General features: G+C 69.6%; 13 protein-coding genes and 1 tRNA gene. 7 read left to right on the top strand and 7 right to left on the bottom strand.

Annotation, left to right across the window (positions count from 1 at the left end; genetic code table 11):
• Positions 1-37: 37 nt before the first annotated feature.
• Entirely contained in the window at positions 38-2,548 is a 2,511-nt protein-coding gene (locus tag AACZ35_RS05965) for a S8 family serine peptidase (RefSeq protein ID WP_339827110.1), read from the bottom strand.
• 263 nt (positions 2,549-2,811) lie between these two features.
• Here AACZ35_RS05965 and AACZ35_RS05960 point away from each other — a divergent pair, with 263 nt between their 5' ends.
• The 7 genes from AACZ35_RS05960 (at position 2,812) to AACZ35_RS05930 (ending at position 11,587) form a co-directional block, all read left to right on the top strand.
• On the top strand, positions 2,812-3,636 hold the full coding sequence (locus AACZ35_RS05960) for a DUF6689 family protein (protein WP_339827106.1): 825 nt from the start codon (positions 2,812-2,814) through the stop codon (positions 3,634-3,636).
• A gap of 69 nt (positions 3,637-3,705) precedes the next feature.
• Complete coding sequence (locus AACZ35_RS05955) at positions 3,706-4,578, top strand: GAF domain-containing protein (protein ID WP_339827104.1); 873 nt, start codon at positions 3,706-3,708, stop codon at positions 4,576-4,578.
• A 7-nt stretch (positions 4,579-4,585) separates the two neighbouring features.
• Positions 4,586-7,837, top strand: a complete 3,252-nt coding sequence (locus AACZ35_RS05950) for a protein kinase (RefSeq protein ID WP_339827102.1) — start codon at positions 4,586-4,588, stop codon at positions 7,835-7,837.
• On the top strand, positions 7,821-8,588 hold the full coding sequence (locus tag AACZ35_RS05945) for a histidine kinase (RefSeq protein ID WP_339827100.1): 768 nt from the start codon (positions 7,821-7,823) through the stop codon (positions 8,586-8,588). The genes AACZ35_RS05950 and AACZ35_RS05945 overlap by 17 nt, the downstream gene beginning before the upstream one ends.
• Entirely contained in the window at positions 8,585-9,244 is a 660-nt protein-coding gene (locus tag AACZ35_RS05940) for a response regulator transcription factor (RefSeq protein ID WP_339827098.1), read from the top strand. Before AACZ35_RS05945 ends, AACZ35_RS05940 begins: the two co-directional genes overlap by 4 nt.
• A gap of 64 nt (positions 9,245-9,308) precedes the next feature.
• Positions 9,309-9,776 (top strand): hypothetical protein, encoded by a 468-nt coding sequence (locus AACZ35_RS05935; RefSeq protein WP_339827097.1) that lies wholly within the window; start codon positions 9,309-9,311, stop codon positions 9,774-9,776.
• Positions 9,777-9,796: 20 nt separating this feature from the next.
• Positions 9,797-11,587, top strand: coding sequence for an acyl-CoA dehydrogenase C-terminal domain-containing protein (locus AACZ35_RS05930; protein ID WP_339827096.1), 1,791 nt, complete (start codon positions 9,797-9,799; stop codon positions 11,585-11,587).
• Between the two features lie 26 nt (positions 11,588-11,613).
• Here AACZ35_RS05930 and AACZ35_RS05925 read toward each other — a convergent pair whose 3' ends face one another.
• From AACZ35_RS05925 to pheS, 6 genes are all read right to left on the bottom strand, one after another.
• A complete protein-coding gene (locus AACZ35_RS05925; RefSeq protein ID WP_339827094.1) occupies positions 11,614-13,029 on the bottom strand; it encodes a diguanylate cyclase in 1,416 nt (471 codons plus the stop codon).
• A 124-nt stretch (positions 13,030-13,153) separates the two neighbouring features.
• A tRNA-Pro gene (locus tag AACZ35_RS05920) sits at positions 13,154-13,230 on the bottom strand.
• A gap of 84 nt (positions 13,231-13,314) precedes the next feature.
• Entirely contained in the window at positions 13,315-13,671 is a 357-nt protein-coding gene (locus AACZ35_RS05915; protein WP_188660633.1) for a MerR family transcriptional regulator, read from the bottom strand.
• On the bottom strand, positions 13,652-13,951 hold the full coding sequence (locus AACZ35_RS05910) for an integration host factor subunit alpha (protein ID WP_034222882.1): 300 nt from the start codon (positions 13,949-13,951) through the stop codon (positions 13,652-13,654). The genes AACZ35_RS05915 and AACZ35_RS05910 overlap by 20 nt, the downstream gene beginning before the upstream one ends.
• A gap of 34 nt (positions 13,952-13,985) precedes the next feature.
• On the bottom strand, positions 13,986-16,367 hold the full coding sequence (gene pheT, locus AACZ35_RS05905) for a phenylalanine--tRNA ligase subunit beta (RefSeq protein WP_339827086.1): 2,382 nt from the start codon (positions 16,365-16,367) through the stop codon (positions 13,986-13,988).
• Positions 16,364-16,906 (bottom strand): phenylalanine--tRNA ligase subunit alpha (pheS, locus tag AACZ35_RS05900; RefSeq protein ID WP_339827084.1); only part of this gene is annotated, 543 nt, incomplete at its 5' end. The genes pheT and pheS, both read right to left, overlap by 4 nt.

Here is a 16,906-nt window from a genome sequence, read left to right as displayed (position 1 = left end):
CCGCCCGAATCAGAAAGCCGAGGGTCCAGGGGGAGAATCAGTCCTCGGCGGTCTGGAACTGGGTCAGGAAACGACCCGCTGCCACCGCATAAGCCGCACGGGTGACCGACTGCGCCGGGTCGAAATACGCCACCACCTTCGGCTGCAGGTCGAACGGACCCTGCTCGATGCCGAAGCGGGCATTGAGCACGCCGGTGTCGAGCGCCAGCTGGGCGTAACCGCGCAGGTCGGCCGGCACCTGGCTGGCGTCCTTCACCGGCACGCGCTGGCCGTTGAAGAAGGCGGTCAGTTCGCCGTCGAAGGAGCGGGCGTCGTCCTGCAGGCCCTGGGCCTGCACCAGCGCATAGGCCAGGTCGGCGCGGGTGACGGCAGCGCTGGGCTTGAAGGCGCCGTTGACCAGACGCATCACGCCGTCCTGGTTCCAGCCCAGGTCACGCAGCGACGCACCCTTGGCGATGGCGGCCTCGGCGTAGGCATAAGCCGGCGAAGACACCGACAGGTCGCCGAAACTGCGGCTGCCATCGAGCGGCAGCGACTGGCGGATGCTTGCACCCATGCCCAGGTATTGCGCCAGTTCACTGCGGCGCAGCGCCTGGTCGGGGCGGAACTTGCGGTCCGAATAACCATCGACCAGCCGGTTGGCCACGGCGAACTCGATCGCCTGGCGGGCCGGGTGGTTGCCGACGTCGTCCATGCCGGTGAAGCCGGCGCTCTTGAGGAAACTGATCTCGCCCGCCACAGTGCCCGGCGCGGCGTAGCCGTTGGTGGCGCCGGCGGGATCAAGCGCCACGCCCGACACCGAACCGATGCCGCGCACGGTCACCGTCCACACGCCCGGCTTGCCCGGCGCACCGGTCACCGCCGTGTCGCCCAGCACCGGCAGGGTGATCGACGATCCGTAGCGCACGCCGTCCGGATCGGTCAGCACAACGGCGATGGTGTTGGCGTCCACCTGCGCGCGGGCCGCGACCCAGGCGACGTCGGCGCCGACTTCGAAGGACTGGCTTTCGACTTCGCCCACCGGCGAGAAGAAGATCTCGAACGGCACCGGGTCGCCGCCCGGGGCCAGCAGCGCGTTGGCGTTGAACTCGCGCAGCAGGTTCACGGTGCGGCCGTAGTCGTCGCGCAGGCCCTGCGACATCGCCACCGCGGCATAGGCATTGAGGTGGCCGGCACCGGCTTCCCAGGGCAGGCGACCGGTCATGTTGGTCGCGGTTTCTTCCAGGATCGCCTTGACCTGGGCCGGGGTCAGGTCCGGGTTGGCCTCCAGCATCAGCGCGATCACGCCCGACACGTGCGGCGTGGCCATCGAGGTGCCGCTCATGTGCGTGTAGAACGGCAGGTGCTCGGGCGCCAGGTTGGCCGCGTCCTGCTCGGCCGCCAGCGGCGGCAGCGCACCGGTCACCGCGCGGGTGGAAACGATGTCGACGCCGGTGGCAACGACCGTCGGCTCGTTGAAGTAGGTCCACTCCTTGCCGTCGGGCATGGTGAACGTGCCGGACTCACCGCGCTTGCCGCGCGAGGAGAAGGACGTCAGCACGCCGTCCTTCTCGCCGGCGCCGACCGACACCACCCACGGCGCCTGCGCGTAGGGGTTGTGGGTGTCTTCGCCCGGGCCGTCGTTGCCGGCCGCGAATACGCTGACGATGCCACGCTTGTAGAGCTCGTAGGTCGAAACGTTCACCGGATTGAGCGGATCGAACTTGCCCGAACTACCCCAGGAGTTGCTGGTGACGCGAATCGGCGCGTCGAAGCTGAACTGGTGGGTGGCGGCGTAGTCGAGGCCGCCGACGGCGTCCAGGATCAGCAGCACGCCGCCCGAGCCGTAGCCCACCATGTCGGCGCCCGGGGCGACGCCGCGGTAAAGGCCGTTGGAACGCTCGCCGGTGCCGCCGATGGTGCCGGCGCAGTGGGTGCCGTGGCCGGAACCGAGGTCGGAATTGGGCTGGCCCTCGAGGTAGGTCATGGGCACGATGCCCGGTGCGGCGATGTCGGCCAGTTCGGCCAGGATGTTCTGCGGCGCCAGCACGTTCTCGACCACGTTTTCGCCCAGCTTGAGATCTTCATGGGTGGCGTCGATGCCGGAATCGTTCACCATCACGGTGACGCCGCGGCCGCTGTAGGGAATGGCCTTGCCGAAGTCACCCGGGTTCTGCACCACCTGGGCGGCACCGGAAACTTCGCGCTGCTCCTTGTTGAAGAAGCGCAGCGGGGCGTTGTGGTAGATCGACACCACGTCGTCGCGCTGGCGCAACGCGGCGATCTCGGCCGGCGTGGCCAGGGCGCCGGCGATCGGCAGCGTGTGCATGGTCACGCCTTTCTCGATGCCAAGGGCCTTCAGGGCCTGGACCTGGGCGGCGGTGACCGGGCCGGACTGTTCATAGGTCACCACGACCTGCAGTTCGTCGGTGGGCAGCGCGCTGGCCAGCTTCTGGACCAGCTGGGGGTCGAGGTGGGCATCGGCCAGGGCCACACCGCTGGCCAGCAGGCCGGCGGCAAGGGCGGAAACGCGGATATTGCGGATATTGCGGGACGGGCGGGAAGTCATGGCGGTTCTCCGGGAAGGGGTGCGTCCAAGCCGGACGCGGCAAGGTAGGCACAGCCTCCCCCTCGCCCAGCCAGCCGGAAATCCGGGAGACCCCCCACCCGGCCTGGGGGAAATCACCTAGAGACATGCTGGCCTTTTGGTTCTAGGCTGGGTTTCACAAGGATTCATGGAGCCGGGGCCACGATTGCCACCGGACCACCCAGGACGGCATGCGGCGCAGCGGACGCGCCACATTGAAACGCTTCCCACAGGGGGACATCCGAATGACCAGGCTGATCCAGAATCTCGCCATCGCCCTGCTTCTGGCCGCTCCCGCGGCCCAGGCGCAGCTGCTGCCGCTGGACGTGTCCATCTCCGGCGACACCGCCGACGTCCGCATCGGCCCGACGGCTTCGCCGCTGGCCGACCTGCAGCTGGATTTCGACGATTCCACCGGGCTTTCGGCCGCTTCGCTGGGCCTGGACGCCCAACTGGTGACGGTCAGCGCGCCGACCCTGCTGGCGCGCCTGCCCAGCGGCCTGGTGTCCGTGCCGACCGAATTGCCGCTGATGATCACGGTCGAGCCGCCGACGCTGGGCGGCCTGGCGTTCGAACGCCGCGTGCATGTGGAAGTACACACCCACGCCCTGCCCTACACCGCCGGCTCGCGCCTGCGCCTGTTCAAGGCGCCGCTGGGCGGGGCTTTCCGCGACATTACCAATGCGGTTGAACCCGGCAGCGTGCGCACACGCGGCACCACCGGCGGCTTCTCGCAGTTCATCGTGGCGCTCGACCTGCGCCCGACCGACGCGGTCGTCGCCCAGAAGATCCAGTTCCTGCGCGACCAGGCCGGCCTGCTGGCCGCCAGCGAAGAAGCGCCGCTGGCGTCGATGATCGACGGCATCGAGGATGCCGTGGCCGTGGAGGATTTCGCTGCCGCCAACGCCTTGGTGGACGCCATGCGCTCGCGGGTTTCGGCGCGCGCCGGCACCCATATCCCGGATCAATGGCGCGCCACGCGCGATGTCGCGAACATCGCCGGCGAGCTGCTTTCCGGTCTCGACACACTGGCCTTCAGCATCGGCTACCTGCGCGACTACGGCCCCTGAGCGGCAGCGCGGGCGCGGTCCGCGGCCGCTGGCATTGCGGGGCCCCACTGGCTGGGGCCAAGATGGGCCATGTCTGCGCGCCTCACAGCCTATCTGCCCGAGGGAGCCGCGGTGAAAACCCTGCTGGCAGGGGGCCGCGGCCTGCAGGTGGGCCGCGCCCCGCCCAGCGAACTGATCATTGACCACCCTTCGGTTTCCCGCAGCCATGCCCGCTTCGAACCCGAAGGCGAGGGCTGGCGCCTGGTTGATCTGGACAGCAAGAACGGCAGCTTCATAGACGGCCTGCCCGCTGCAGGCCGGCTGCTGCCGAAGAACGCGTGGCTGCGCTTCGGCGACATCACCTGCGAACTTGCCCACGTCGACGAACAGGCGCTGGCACGTGCCGGCGAACGCCGGGCCGCGCGGCAAACCGCATCGGTACTGCACCAGCGCGCGATCGAACAATCCCAGAACCCGGGCGACCTGCTCAAGGCCACGCTGGCCGCAGTGATCGACCTGGCCGACTGCGAACGCGGCTTCCTGCTGATCAACCAGCCCGAAGGCCCGGTCGTGCGCGCCTGGCAGGGCCTGGACGATCGCGCGCTGTCCGCGCCCGCCTTCGACGGCAGCCGCGGCGCCGTCGACAGGGCACTGCGCGAACGCCGGCCGGTGGTGGTCAACGATGCCGGCCTGGACGCGGGCTTCGCCGGTCGCGCTTCGGTGGTGGCGGGTGGTCTGCGCAGCCTGGTCTGCCTGCCGCTGATTACCGGCGACCAGATCCTGGGCCTGGCCTATGCCGACAGCCGCGTACCCGGCCACGCCATCACAACGCTGGAACTGGACTTGCTGGCGGCCTTCTCCGAACGCGCCGCGCTGTGGCTGGCGGCCCGCCGCAGCGAACTGGCCCTGGCCGAAGTCGCGCGCCAGGTCCGCTGGCCGGGCGCCACCGGCGCCGTGGCGTGAGCCGGCCATGACAGGCACCGACCGCAGCCGTTTCTCGGAAACCATGACCGGCCAGCACGCCGGCGCCGAACTGCTGCCGGGCACGGTGCTGGCCGGCCGTTTTGAAATCGTCCGCATGCTGGGCATCGGCGGCATGGGCGTGGTCTACCTGGCCCGCGACCGCGACCTGGACGTGCCGGTGGCGATCAAGCTGCTGCGCCCGGAGCTTGCCTCGCGACCCGAGGCCTTCGAACGGTTCCGCCAGGAACTTCTGCTCGCCCGCCAGGTGTCCAGCCCGCACGTGGTGCGCATCCATGACATCGCCCGGCACGAGGACCGCTGGTTCATCAGCATGGACCTGGTGGACGGCGAGTCGCTCGACCGCCGCCTCGACCGCGAAGGCCGGCTGCCGCTGGAACCGGCGCTGGCGATCGCCCGGCAGCTGGCCGCCGGCCTTGCGGCCGCCCACGCCAGCGGGATCGTGCACCGCGACCTCAAGCCGGCCAACGTGCTGGTGGATGCTTCCGGCAACGCGCTCATCAGCGACTTCGGCGTGGCGCGCTCGCTGGGCACCAGCGGCCTGACCCACTCGGGCGCGATCATCGGAACGCCCGACTACCTTTCCCCGGAACAGGCGCGCGCCGCGCCGGTGGATGCGCGCAGCGACCTGTATTCGCTGGGCCTGATCCTCTACGAAATGCTGGCCGGGCAGCCGCCGTTCTCCGGCGGCACGCCGGCCGAGTCGCTGACCCAGCGCCTGGTGCAGGCGCCGCCGCGGCTCGATACCGTGCGCGACGATCTGCCGGCCTGGGTGGTGCGGCTGGTCGACCGCCTGCTGCAGCCCAATCCCGCCCGCCGTTTCCAGGACGCCGGCGCCGTGGTCGCGGCGATCGAGGCGCGCCATGTCGCACGCGACCTGCGCCCTGGCAGAACAAGCATCATCACCGCGCTGATCCTGGTCGCGGCCATCGCGCTCTTCGCCTGGTGGCAGTCACGGCCACCGCCCGAAGCGCTGCCGGTGGAACAACCGGTGCCCGAGCGCATTGTCATTGTCACGGACAATTCCGCGCACGACACTGCCGCACTCACCGCGGTCGCCGAAGCCCTGCGCCAGGGCCTGGCGGGGCCAGAAAACCTGCCCTTCGTCGAAGCCGACCGCAGCCAGCTGGCGCTTGCCCAGGCCGGCCTGGGCGGACGCCGCGCCGACGACACGTCGCTGCTGGCGGTGCTGCCGGCGACGCGCGTACTGCGCCTGGAACTGGACGCGGGCCAGGGCCTGCAGGCCACGCTCACGCAATCGGGCCAGGCAGCGCCTGTCGGGTTCCAGGCGCCCGCGGGACAGGCCGTCGAACAGTCCGCGGTCGCCCTGGCCCGCGAGTTTTCACTGGGCACGCTGCCTTCGGGCCTGCTTCCGGCTTCGCCGGAAAACCTGCGCGCGTACGGCGAGGCCCTGGCCCAACGCGACGCCGGCCGCTGGGAAGCATCCGCCGCCGCTTTCGAATCACTGACAACGGCCGAGCCTGGTTTCGCACCGGCATGGCTGGGTTTGGCGGAAACCGCGCGTGCCGCCGGCCAGCATGCCCTGGCCGAAGACGCGGCGCGGCGCGGCGCTGCCCTGGCTTCGCCGGTGAAGGCGCGGCTGCAAACCATCGTCGACCTCTACGAGGGCCGCTTCGATGAGGTGCTGGGCAAGCAGCGCGCCCAGGTGCAGGCACGTCCCGACGACCTGGACGCCCGCCTGCAGCTGGCCGAACTGGAAATCGATGCCGGCAGTTTCGATGCGGCCATTGCCGTGCTGCGCGAGCTGCTCGCGCGCGACCCGCAGGACCCGCGTGCCTGGTTCCTGCTGGGAAAGGCCGCCATCCTGCAGGGCGACCATCGCGAAGCCGTCGAAGAACACCTGGTGCGCGCACTGGTGCTGTACAAGCGCGGGCGCAGTGCCTTCGGCGAGGCCGAGACCACCAATGCCATGGGCGTGGGCTATGCACGCCTTGGCCAGATCGAAGACGCGGAAGAGCAGTACCGCAAGGCCGCCGACCTGCGCCGCGAACTGGGCGACCGCCGCGGCCTCGCCAGCAGCCTGCGCAACCTCGCCCAGCTGGCGATCGTGCGCGGGCATTTCGACGCCGCCCAGGACAATCTGGCCGAAGCCGGTGCGCTGTTCGAACAGCTTGGCGACCGCGGCGGCGCCGCCGCGGTGGACAACGAACTGGGCCTGCTGGCCGAAGAGCGCGGCAACTACGCCGAGGCTCTGGCCGCCTACAAGCGCGCGCTGCGCGGCCGCGAAGCCGCCAACGATCCGCAGGGCACCGCGGAGAGCCTCAACAACATCGGCTTCGCCCACTACCAGCTGGGCGACTACGACAATGCCCGCGTGTTCTGGCAGCAGGCACGCGAAGCCTTCGTCTCGCTGGACGACCACAACGGCATCGTGCGCGCCGACCAGAACCTGGGCCTGCTCGACCTCGCCCGCGGCGACTGGCCGGACGCGGGGCGCCGGCTCAGGCGTTCGCTGGAAGAAGCGCGTTCGCGGCACATGCCCGAAGAAGCGGCGGTGAGCCTGCGCAACCTGGCCGAACTTGCGCTCCTGCAGGGTGAACTCAAGGCGGCTTCCACGCACCTCGAGGAGGCCCGGCGGCTGTTCGGCGAACGCGGCGACCAGCGCGGGCTCATCGACGCCGACTTGTTGCAGGCTCGCCTGCTGGCCGCCGCCGGTCGCAACGACCAGGTGCTGGCCCTGCTCGAAACCATCCGCCCCGCCCTGCTGGAAAGCTCGCTTGAACAGCGCGCCATCGCCGCCCTGGTGGACGCGCGCCTGCAGCGCGACGCCGGCAACGACCGTGGCGCGGAATCGGCCCTGGTGCGCGCCCGCGCCCTGGCCGAAGAAGCCGGCGTGCCGGCGCTGCGGCTGGAGGCCGACATCCTGGCCCTGGCCGGAACCGAAGGCGAAAAAGGCCTCGATGCCGAGGTCAGCGCGCTGGGCAACCTGTCCCTGCGCCTGCTCTGGCTGGAGCGCCTGGCGCAGAACCGGCTCGCGCGCGGCGACACGGGCGGCGCCGTCGCAGCCTACCAGGCCGCCGCCGCAGAGCTTGAGCGCCGCACGGGCTACCTGCGCGCGCATCGCCTGCACGCACTCGGTGCACGCGCCCTGGCCCAGGCCGGTGATACCGACGCCGCGGTGCGGGCCGGCGAGTTGGCAACGCGCGCACTGCAGGACCTGCAGGCCCAGGCCACCACCCTGCCCGCCCCGGAGGAACCCGCCGATGTCCGGAAAGACTGAGGACCTGGCCAGCACGCTTGAAACCCTGCGCGGCGACTACCGGACACTGGTCGAACGCCTGGAAGCCAACGAACGTGAGTTCCAGCGCCTGGGCAGGGCCGTGTTCCGGGTCGAGGAAGAGGAGCGGCGCCGCCTGGCCCGCGAACTGCACGACGGGCTGGGCCAGAACCTCACTGCGCTCAAGCACCGCCTGTCCCTGCTGGCCAGCCAGCTGGGCGACACCCGACCCGACCTGCAGCCCGACCTCGACGCCAGCCTGGCGCTGTGCGTCCAGGGCCTGGCAGACACACGCGAACTTTCGCGGCTGCTGCGCCCGCAGGTACTCGACGACCTGGGCCTGGAAGCCGCGCTGGATTGGCTGGCGCGCACGCTGGGCAATTCCGCAAGCCTGGCCATCCAGATTCGCGCGCATGAACTGCCGCCGCTAGAACCCGACCTGCAGACCCTGGTCTTCCGGCTGGCCCAGGAGGCCCTGGCCAACGTGCTGCGCCACGCCGGTGCCAGCCAGGCCATCGTCTCGGTGCGCGTGCGCGCCGGCCTGCTGCGGCTCACCGTCTGGGACGACGGCCCGGGTTTCGACGTCGCGGCGGCGCTTGAAAAATCGCGGCGCGGCGACAGTACGGGCCTCGGCGGCATGAAGGACCGCGTCGCGCTTTACGGCGGCCGCCTTTCGCTGGAGTCGGGCAAGGACGGCACCCGCATTGAAGCGGTGGTTCCGATACCCGGCGAGGCTGGCATACTGCCGGCATGAACACGCTCCCGGGCCGCAGCTTGCGGGTCCTGATCGCCGACGACCACACCCTGGTCCGGGAAAGCATTGTTTCGGTGCTTGAATCCGCCGGCGCCTGCCAGGTGGTCGCCCAGGCCGCCAATGGCCTTCAAGCCCTGGCCCTGGCCGCCGAACACGACCCCGACGTCGCCATCATCGATATCTCCATGCCCAACCTCGGCGGCCTGGAAGTCGTGCGCCGGCTGCAGGCCGAATCCCCGCGCACCCGCGTGCTGGTGCTGACCATGCACGAGGACCAGGAATACCTGCTGCACGCCGTACGCGCCGGCGCCACCGGCTTCATGCTAAAGGACAGCCCGACCGCCGAACTGGTGGCCGCGGTGCGCAACGTCGGCGAGGGCCGCGGCCACTTCAGTCCCGAGGCCACCCGCATCCTGGCCGAGCAGCTGCACCGGCCGAAACAGGCCATGGACGACCCCTACGGCAGCCTGACGCCGCGCGAGCGCGAGGTTTTCCATCTGGTCATCGAAGGCATGAGCACCAAGGAAATCGCCCGCCGCCTGGACATCAGCACCAAGACCGCGGAAAACCACCGGGCCCGGGTGCTGGCCAAGCTCGAGGCCCGCAATACCGCCGACGTCATCCGCTACGCCGTGCGCCGCGGCCTGATGACCTGAGGCCACGCGCCGTAAACGTACGGGCTGGTATGCTCCGGGGGTTGTTTCCTGGAGCCCGCCCGCCATGCGCAAACCGAGTCTTGCCGCCCTTGTCCTGGTCTTCGTGGCCCTGCTGGCCGCCTGCGCCGGGGGCCCGCCCAAGCGGGTCTATCCGCCCCAGGCCAGCGTGCAGGAACTTCGCGTGCAGGACGACGGCAGCTGGCGGCTGAGCCTGCGCATCCGCAACTTCAGCACCGTGCCGATGCGCTTCTCGCGCCTGCAGGCCAGCTTCACCGTTGGCGGCCAGAACGCCACCCGCTTCGACTTCGATCCCGGCGTGACCGTGGGCCCGGGCTCGGCCGAACTGGTCGAGCAGGTCTTCACCCCCGGACCCGGCGCCCGCGACGCGGTGCAGCAGGCCCTGGCCAACCGCCGCAGCGTGGCCTACCTGCTGTCGGGCCGCCTGGCCAGCAGCGACCCGGGCACCGACGACGACATTGAATATCCCAGCCGCCTCGACCCGGTCCCCGGGCTCGAAGGCGTGCTCCGCTGACCTTTCGAGGAACCTGACCAATGAACCGCTACACCGCCCCCGTGCGCGACATGAAGTTCGCGCTCTACGACGTCATCGGCGCCGACAAACTTTACGAGAAGCTGGGCATCGAAAACGGCCAGCGCGACCTGCTCGACGCTGTCATGGACGAAGCCGCGCGCTTCAATGAAACCGTGCTGGCGCCGCTCAACGCCGTCGGCGACGAACACGGCTGCAGCTTCGACAAGGCCACCGGCGCGGTGACCACGCCGCCGGGTTACAAGGAGGCCTACGCGAAGTTCGTCGAGGGCGGCTGGACCGCACTCACCGCGCCGGCGAAGTTCGGCGGCCAGGCACTGCCGGAAAGTTTCGGCGCGGCGCTCAAGGAAATGATCGACGCCGCCTGCCTGAGCTGGGGCAACTACCCGCTGCTGTCGCACGGCGCCACCGAGGCGCTGAAGCACCACGGCGAAGAATGGCAGCAGGAAGTTTTCCTCAAGCCCATCATCTCGGGCGAATGGACCGGCACGATGTGCCTGACCGAACCGCACTGCGGCTCCGACCTGGGCCTGCTCAAGACCAGGGCTGAACCGCAGGAAGACGGCAGCTACGCCGTCACCGGCACCAAGATCTTCATCACCGGCGGCGAGCACGACTTCACCGACAACATCGTGCACCTCGTGCTGGCGCGCCTGCCCGACGCCCCCGCGGGCACCAAGGGCATTTCGCTGTTCATCGTGCCCAAGCAGCGCACCGCGCGCGACGGCACCGTCGGCGAACGCAACGCCGTGCGCTGCGGCTCGATCGAACACAAGATGGGCATCCATGGTTCGTCCACCTGCGTGATGAACTTCGACGGCGCCCAGGGTTACCTGATCGGCCAGCCCAACAAGGGCCTCAATGCGATGTTCACCATGATGAACACCGCGCGCCTGGCCGTTGGCCTGCAGGGCCTGGCCATGATCGACCGCAGCTACCAGAACGCGCTGGCGTATTCGCGCGACCGCCTGCAGGGCCGTTCGCTGTCGGGTGCGAAGAATCCGGACAAACCCGCCGACCCGCTGATCGTGCACGCCGACATCCGCCGCATGCTGCTTACCTGCAAGGCGCTGGGTGAAGGCGGCCGCCTGCTGGCGCTGCACGCCGCCACCCTGGTGGACGTGATCGAACAGTCCACCGACGCCGAAGAACGCAAGCAGGCCGACACGCTGCTCGGCTTCCTGACGCCGATCGTCAAGGGCATGCTCACCGAGTGGGGCATCGAGTGCACCAACCATGCGCTGCAGTGTTTCGGCGGCCACGGCTACGTACGCGAATGGGGCATGGAACAGCTGGCGCGCGACGCCCGCATCACCACCATCTACGAAGGCACCACCGGCATCCAGGCGCTCGACCTGCTGGGCCGCAAGACCATGCAGCTGCAGGGCGCCGGCCTGCAGATGTTCATGAAGATGATCCAGGAGTTCTGCACCGAACACGCCGCGGACGAATCGCTTACCGAATTCGTGCTGCCGCTGGCCGAGATCGCCAAGCAGTGGGGCGAACTGACCATGGAAGTGGGCAAGAAGGCCATGGCCAACGCCGATGAAGTCGGCGCGGCGTCTGTGGACTACCTGTTCTATTCCGGCTATGTCGCCCTGGCCTACTGGTGGGCGCGCGCGGTTGTCGCCGCCGAGGCCGGCAGCCATGGCGACGGCTTCAAGAAGGCCAAGCGCGACACCGCACGCTTCTATTTCGCGCGCATCCTGCCGCGCACCCAGGCCCACGCCGCGGCGATGCGCAGCGGCGCCGGCAACCTGCTGGACCTGGACGAGGCGCTGTTCGACAGCTGATCGCGCGCGGTTCCGCGGACCAGGGCTCAGCTCGCCTGGCGGTGCGCCCGTTTTTCGGCGTACATGGCCTGGTCCGCGGCCTGCAGCAGCTGCGACAGGGAAAGCGGGGTCCCGCCGGCCGTCGCGATGCCGAAACTCGCCGACACCATGCGGCCCAGGGACGCCACCGGACTGGCCTGCAGCTGCTCTCGGATGGCCTGGACGATTTCGCCTGCCTTCGCCTTGTCCGTCGCGGGCAGGAAAATGGCGAACTCGTCACCGCTCAGGCGGCCGATGAAATCCCCGCTGCGCAGGCAGAGCTTGCAGCGCTGCACCAGCTCGCGCAGCGCGATGTCGCCGCCGGCGTGCCCGTGGGTGTCGTTGAGTTCCTTGAGGCCGTCGACGTCGAGCATGATGATCGACGACAGCCCGCCCTCCCGGAATCCGCTGGCCAGTTCCAGGCCCGCACGGTCCTCGAAAAAGGCCCGGCTGAGGGCGCCCGTGAGGCCATCGTGGCTGACCTGCTCGCGAAGCCTTTGGTTGGCGGCGTAAAGCGCCGGCACCGCCAGGCTCAGGTAGGAATTGGCGGCCAGGCTGATCGCCGCGAACTGCAGGATCAGCGCGTCGTCACCCACGTCGACGGCCGCCGCCGCGCCCACCGTCAGCAGGCTGAAACCCAACATGCCCAGCTGGGCACTGGCCAGGTTTTCGGTGTGCACCACCCACAGCTGCAGCACCACCGGCAGCACCAGCATCACCAGCAGCGCCCGGCTGTTGGACAACTCCTGGTAGCCGACCAGGATCGCCAGGGTGACCACGAACAGCAGCGCGAGCTTCCCGGCCCCGGACTTGCGCAAGCGCCACTGTCCCCACTCAAAGGCAGGGAATCGCTGTACGTCACCGTTGGCGCCCGCCCAGCGGATCACCAGGGCAAGCACCGGCGCCAGGGTCACCAGCGCGGCGTAATCGCCGATCCACCAGGCCGAGGCCAGTTCGAACATGTCCGGGGCGTCGAGCAGCTGCGTCTGGTTCAGGCCCAGCACGCCCAGCACGGCGGCCAGCAGGGCGCCCAGGGCGCCGAGCAGCAGGAACTGCGAAACCGCACGCAGCGTGAGCCCGGTCGGCGTGGACGGGGCAAGGCGCCGCAGCAGCATCGCCGGCAGCGCGTAGGCCCCGGTGTGGATCAGCGCGAAGACCAGGCTCGACGAGGCGAAGACGCCCAGGCGCACATCGTCCTGGTTGGACGCTTCGGTCAGGTAGGTGCCCAGCACGCAGGCAAGGAAGATCGCCGGTGCCGCCCGCCAGCCCACGCAATACAGCCCGGCGAAGGTCACCGCTGCCGGTGGAAACCAGAGGCTGGCATGCGGGGTGTGTTCCAGCGCGGCGGCCAGCAGGAAGCTGCCCAGCCACAGCACCAGCAACAGCGGGTGCAGCAACCACGACCGCCACGAACCCGATTGCATCAAGACCACCTGCCTGCTCATCATCCCGACTGTCCGCATCCTAGCGCGCCGGAAAGCAAAAACCCGCCTTTCGGCGGGTCTGCATTCGCCGGCCCGGGGGGATACGGGCGGCCTTGCCACGAATTGGTCGGGACGGTGAGATTCGAACTCACGACCCCTAGCACCCCATGCTAGTGCGCTACCAGGCTGCGCTACGCCCCGATTCGTGTGGTCCCGGCCGAGGCCGGGCTGGCGATTATACGCGATGCCGGGCTCTTGTAGGAGCGCCTTCAGGCGCGAATCTTGTTACCGCTTCAGGAGGTTCAGGACTTCCTCGAGCTCCATCCGCACCTGCTTGACCACCTGGGCGGTCATGGAGTTCTCCATGCGCCCGGTCTCGCCTTCCAGGCGCTGGCGGGCGCCGGAGATGGTGTAGCCCTCTTCGTACAGCAGGCCGCGAATCTGGCGGATCATCAGCACGTCGTGGCGCTGGTAATAGCGGCGGTTGCCGCGGCGCTTGACCGGCTTGAGGCTGCCGAATTCGGTTTCCCAGTAACGCAGCACGTGCGGCTTGACGTCGCAAAGCTCGCTGACCTCACCGATGGTGAAGTAGCGCTTCGCCGGGATCGGCGGGAGTTCCCGGTTACTGCCTGGATCCAGCATAGGCTTCCACGCGCTCCTTCAGCTTCTGGCCCGGACGGAAGGTCACGACGGTTCGCGCGGAGATGGGGATCTCCTCGCCGGTCTTGGGGTTCCGGCCGGGACGCTGGTTCTTCTGGCGCAGGTCGAAGTTGCCGAAGCCCGACAGCTTGACCTGCTGCCCACGCTCCAGCGCCTCCCGCAACGCATCGAAGAAGGAGTCCACGAATTCCTTGGCCTCGCGCTTGTTCAAGCCAACTTCCTCGAACAGGCGCTCGGCCATTTCGGCCTTGGTCAGTGCCATAACATCCCCTGTAACCCGCCGTTGCCGGCGAACATCATGACCGCAACCGCGCGCCGCAGTCCTTGGCCAGCGCCTCGAGGGCGGTGGCGACGGCCTGGTCGGCGTCGCGGTCAGTTAGGGTGCGTGAAACGTCCTGCATAATCAAGCCCATAGCCAGACTCTTTGACCCCGACTCTAGGCCCGGGCCGACATAGCGGTCGAACAGCACCACATCCCGCAGCAGCGCGCCCAGGGCGGCCTGCAGGCTGGCCCGCAGGGCCGAGAAGGGGGTGGTTTCCGGCACGACGAGCGCGATGTCCCGGCGGACGGACGGGTAGCGTGAAACCTCCCCCGCCCGGGGCACGGCCCGGGCCGCCAGCGGCGCCAGGTCGAGCTCGAAGCCCACCACTTCGCCGTCCAGGTCCAGGTCCAGGGCCCGGGCCAGGCGCGGGTGCAGGTGGCCCAGCCAGCCGATGCGCCGGCCGTCGCGCCAGACCGAGGCGCTGCGCCCCGGGTGGCCCCAGGGACTGTCGTCCGGGCGGAACTCGCCCTCGGCGCCGGCCAGGGCCAGCAGGGCCTCGACCTCGGCCTTGAGGTCGAAATAGTCCACCTCGCGGTCGTCCAGGGCCCACTGCTCGGCCGACTGCGGCCCGCAGGCCACGGCGGCGATGCGCGGGGTTTCGACCGGGGCACCGCCTTCGGCGGCCTGGTGGAAGACCTTGCCCAGCTCGAACAGCCGCACCCGCGACTGCTGGCGGGACTGGTTGCGGGCCAGGGCCGAGACCAGGCCCGGCAGCAGGCCCGTGCGCATCACGCCCAGGTCGGCCGACAGCGGATTGGCCAGGGTGACGGCGCGGTCCTGCAGCTGCCAGGTGGCCAGCAGGTCGCCATCGACGAAGGCGTAGTTGATCGCTTCCAGGAAGTCGCGGCCGGTCAGCTGGCGGCGCAGCACGCCGTCGGCGACCCGGGTTTCGCTGGGCGACACCAGCCGCACTTCGCCGGTGGGCGTGCTGGTCGGGATGTTTTCGTAGCCGTGGATGCGGGCGACTTCCTCGATCAGGTCCTCTTCGATGGCGATGTCGAAGCGGCGGCTCGGGGGCGTCACCGCCCAGCCTTCGGCGGTGCCGGCGACCTGCATGCCCAGGGCGCGCAGGATGCGTTCGACTTCGTCATCGGCGACGCGGATGCCCAGGACCCGGTGCAGCCGATCCCGGCGCAGGGCCACGGCGGCCGGCGTGGAAAGGTGCTCGGGCAGGGTGGTTTCGGTGATGGGGCCGGCCTGGCCGCCCATGACCTGCAGCGCCAGCGCGGTGGCGCGCTCCACCGCGTACCGCGGCAGCTGCGGGTCGACGCCGCGCTCGAAACGATGCCCGGCGTCGGTGTGCATGCCCAGCTTGCGGGCCCGGCCGATGATCGCGCTGGGCACCCAGTGTGCGGCTTCGAAGAACACGCGGGTGGTGGTGTCGGTGACGCGGGTGTCCCAGCCGCCCATCACGCCGCCCAGGGCCGCGGGCCGGCCGGCGTCGGTGACCAGCAGGAAGCCCGGGTCGAGCGTGACTTCGCGCTCGTCGAGCAGCTTGAGCTTTTCGCCGGCCCGGGCGTGGCGCACGACGATCGGGCCGGTGAGCTTGTCGGCATCGAAGGCATGCAGCGGCTGGCCGAGTTCGAGCATCACGTAATTGGTGATGTCCACCAGCACGCTGATCGGCCGCAGGCCGGCGCGCTTGAGCCGTTCGGCCATCCACAGCGGCGTGCGCGCGGCCGGGTCCAGGCCTTCGAGCACGCGGCCGCAGAAACGCGGGCAGTCGGCGCCGGCCTCGAGCTGCACGGCCATGGCCGCCTGGCTGGTGACCTCGGCTTCGTCGATCTGCATCGGCGTGACCTGCGCGCCCATGGCGGCGGCGACGTCGAAGGCGATGCCGCGCACGCTGAAGCAGTCGGCGCGGTTGGGCGTGAGCTTGAGTTCGAAGCTGGCGTCGGGCAGGCCCAGCAGCGCGGCGATGGGCTGGCCCACCGTTGCGTCGGCCGGCAGTTCCATCAGGCCCGAGGCATCGGCATCGACGCCCAGTTCCTTCGCCGAGCACAGCATGCCGCTGGACTCGACGCCGCGCAGCCTGGCGGCCTTGATGGCCATGCCGCCGGGCAGGCTGGCGCCGACCTGGGCCAGCGGGGCCTTCAGGCCGGCGCGGGCGTTGGGCGCGCCGCAGACGATCTGCACGGTGCCGGCGCCGGTGGCGACCTGGCAGACCTGCAGGCGGTCGGCTTCGGGGTGTTTTTCGCAGGACAGGATTTCAGCCACGACCACGCCGTCCAGGCCTTCGCCCAGGGGCTGCAGGTCTTCGACTTCCAGGCCGATGGCGGTCAGGCGCGCGGACAGTTCGTCGCGCGAGGCGGTGGTGGCGACGTGCTCGCGCAGCCAGCTTTCGGGGAATTTCATGCGAACTGCCTCAGGAAACGGCCGTCATTTTCGAAGAAGCTGCGCAGGTCGTTGACCCCGTAGCGCAGCATGGCGAAACGTTCGACGCCCAGGCCGAAGGCGAAGCCGCTGTATTTTTCCGGGTCGATGCCGCAGGCCCGCAGCACGTTCGGATGCACCATGCCGCAGCCCAGCACTTCCAGCCAGCGGGTGCTGCCGTCGGGCTGCTGCCAGGCAATGTCCACTTCGGCGGAAGGTTCGGTGAAGGGGAAATAGCTGGGGCGGAAGCGCATCTCGAAGTCGCGCTCGAAGAAGGCGCGCACGAACTCGGCCAGCGTGCCCTTGAGGTCGGCGAAGCTCGACGTCTCGTCCACCAGCAGGCCTTCGACCTGGTGGAACATGGGCGTGTGGGTCTGGTCGGAGTCGCTGCGGTAAACCTTGCCGGCGGCGATCATGCGCAGCGGCGGGCCACTCTTGTCGGCCACGGCCTGCTTCATGAAACGCACCTGCACGCCCGAGGTGTGCGTGCGCAGCAGCCGGGCCTCGCCCTTTGCGTCGGG

Source organism: uncultured Arenimonas sp. (assembly GCF_963976025.1).
In the GTDB taxonomy this organism is placed as follows: Bacteria; Pseudomonadota; Gammaproteobacteria; order Xanthomonadales; family Xanthomonadaceae; genus Arenimonas.
Note: the sequence above shows the minus strand (reverse complement) of the source record. Positions and strands in the feature narration are given on the sequence as shown.

Coding starts and splice junctions, on each gene's coding strand:
- pheT (WP_339827086.1), bottom strand. CDS start 16,367: ATGAAATTCCCCGAAAGCTGGCTGCGCGAGCACGTCGCCACCACCGCC.
- AACZ35_RS05935 (WP_339827097.1), top strand. CDS start 9,309: ATGCGCAAACCGAGTCTTGCCGCCCTTGTCCTGGTCTTCGTGGCCCTG.
- AACZ35_RS05925 (WP_339827094.1), bottom strand. CDS start 13,029: ATGCAATCGGGTTCGTGGCGGTCGTGGTTGCTGCACCCGCTGTTGCTG.
- AACZ35_RS05965 (WP_339827110.1), bottom strand. CDS start 2,548: ATGACTTCCCGCCCGTCCCGCAATATCCGCAATATCCGCGTTTCCGCC.
- AACZ35_RS05945 (WP_339827100.1), top strand. CDS start 7,821: ATGTCCGGAAAGACTGAGGACCTGGCCAGCACGCTTGAAACCCTGCGC.
- AACZ35_RS05940 (WP_339827098.1), top strand. CDS start 8,585: ATGAACACGCTCCCGGGCCGCAGCTTGCGGGTCCTGATCGCCGACGAC.
- AACZ35_RS05955 (WP_339827104.1), top strand. CDS start 3,706: ATGTCTGCGCGCCTCACAGCCTATCTGCCCGAGGGAGCCGCGGTGAAA.
- AACZ35_RS05960 (WP_339827106.1), top strand. CDS start 2,812: ATGACCAGGCTGATCCAGAATCTCGCCATCGCCCTGCTTCTGGCCGCT.
- AACZ35_RS05930 (WP_339827096.1), top strand. CDS start 9,797: ATGAACCGCTACACCGCCCCCGTGCGCGACATGAAGTTCGCGCTCTAC.
- AACZ35_RS05915 (WP_188660633.1), bottom strand. CDS start 13,671: ATGCTGGATCCAGGCAGTAACCGGGAACTCCCGCCGATCCCGGCGAAG.
- AACZ35_RS05910 (WP_034222882.1), bottom strand. CDS start 13,951: ATGGCACTGACCAAGGCCGAAATGGCCGAGCGCCTGTTCGAGGAAGTT.
- AACZ35_RS05950 (WP_339827102.1), top strand. CDS start 4,586: ATGACAGGCACCGACCGCAGCCGTTTCTCGGAAACCATGACCGGCCAG.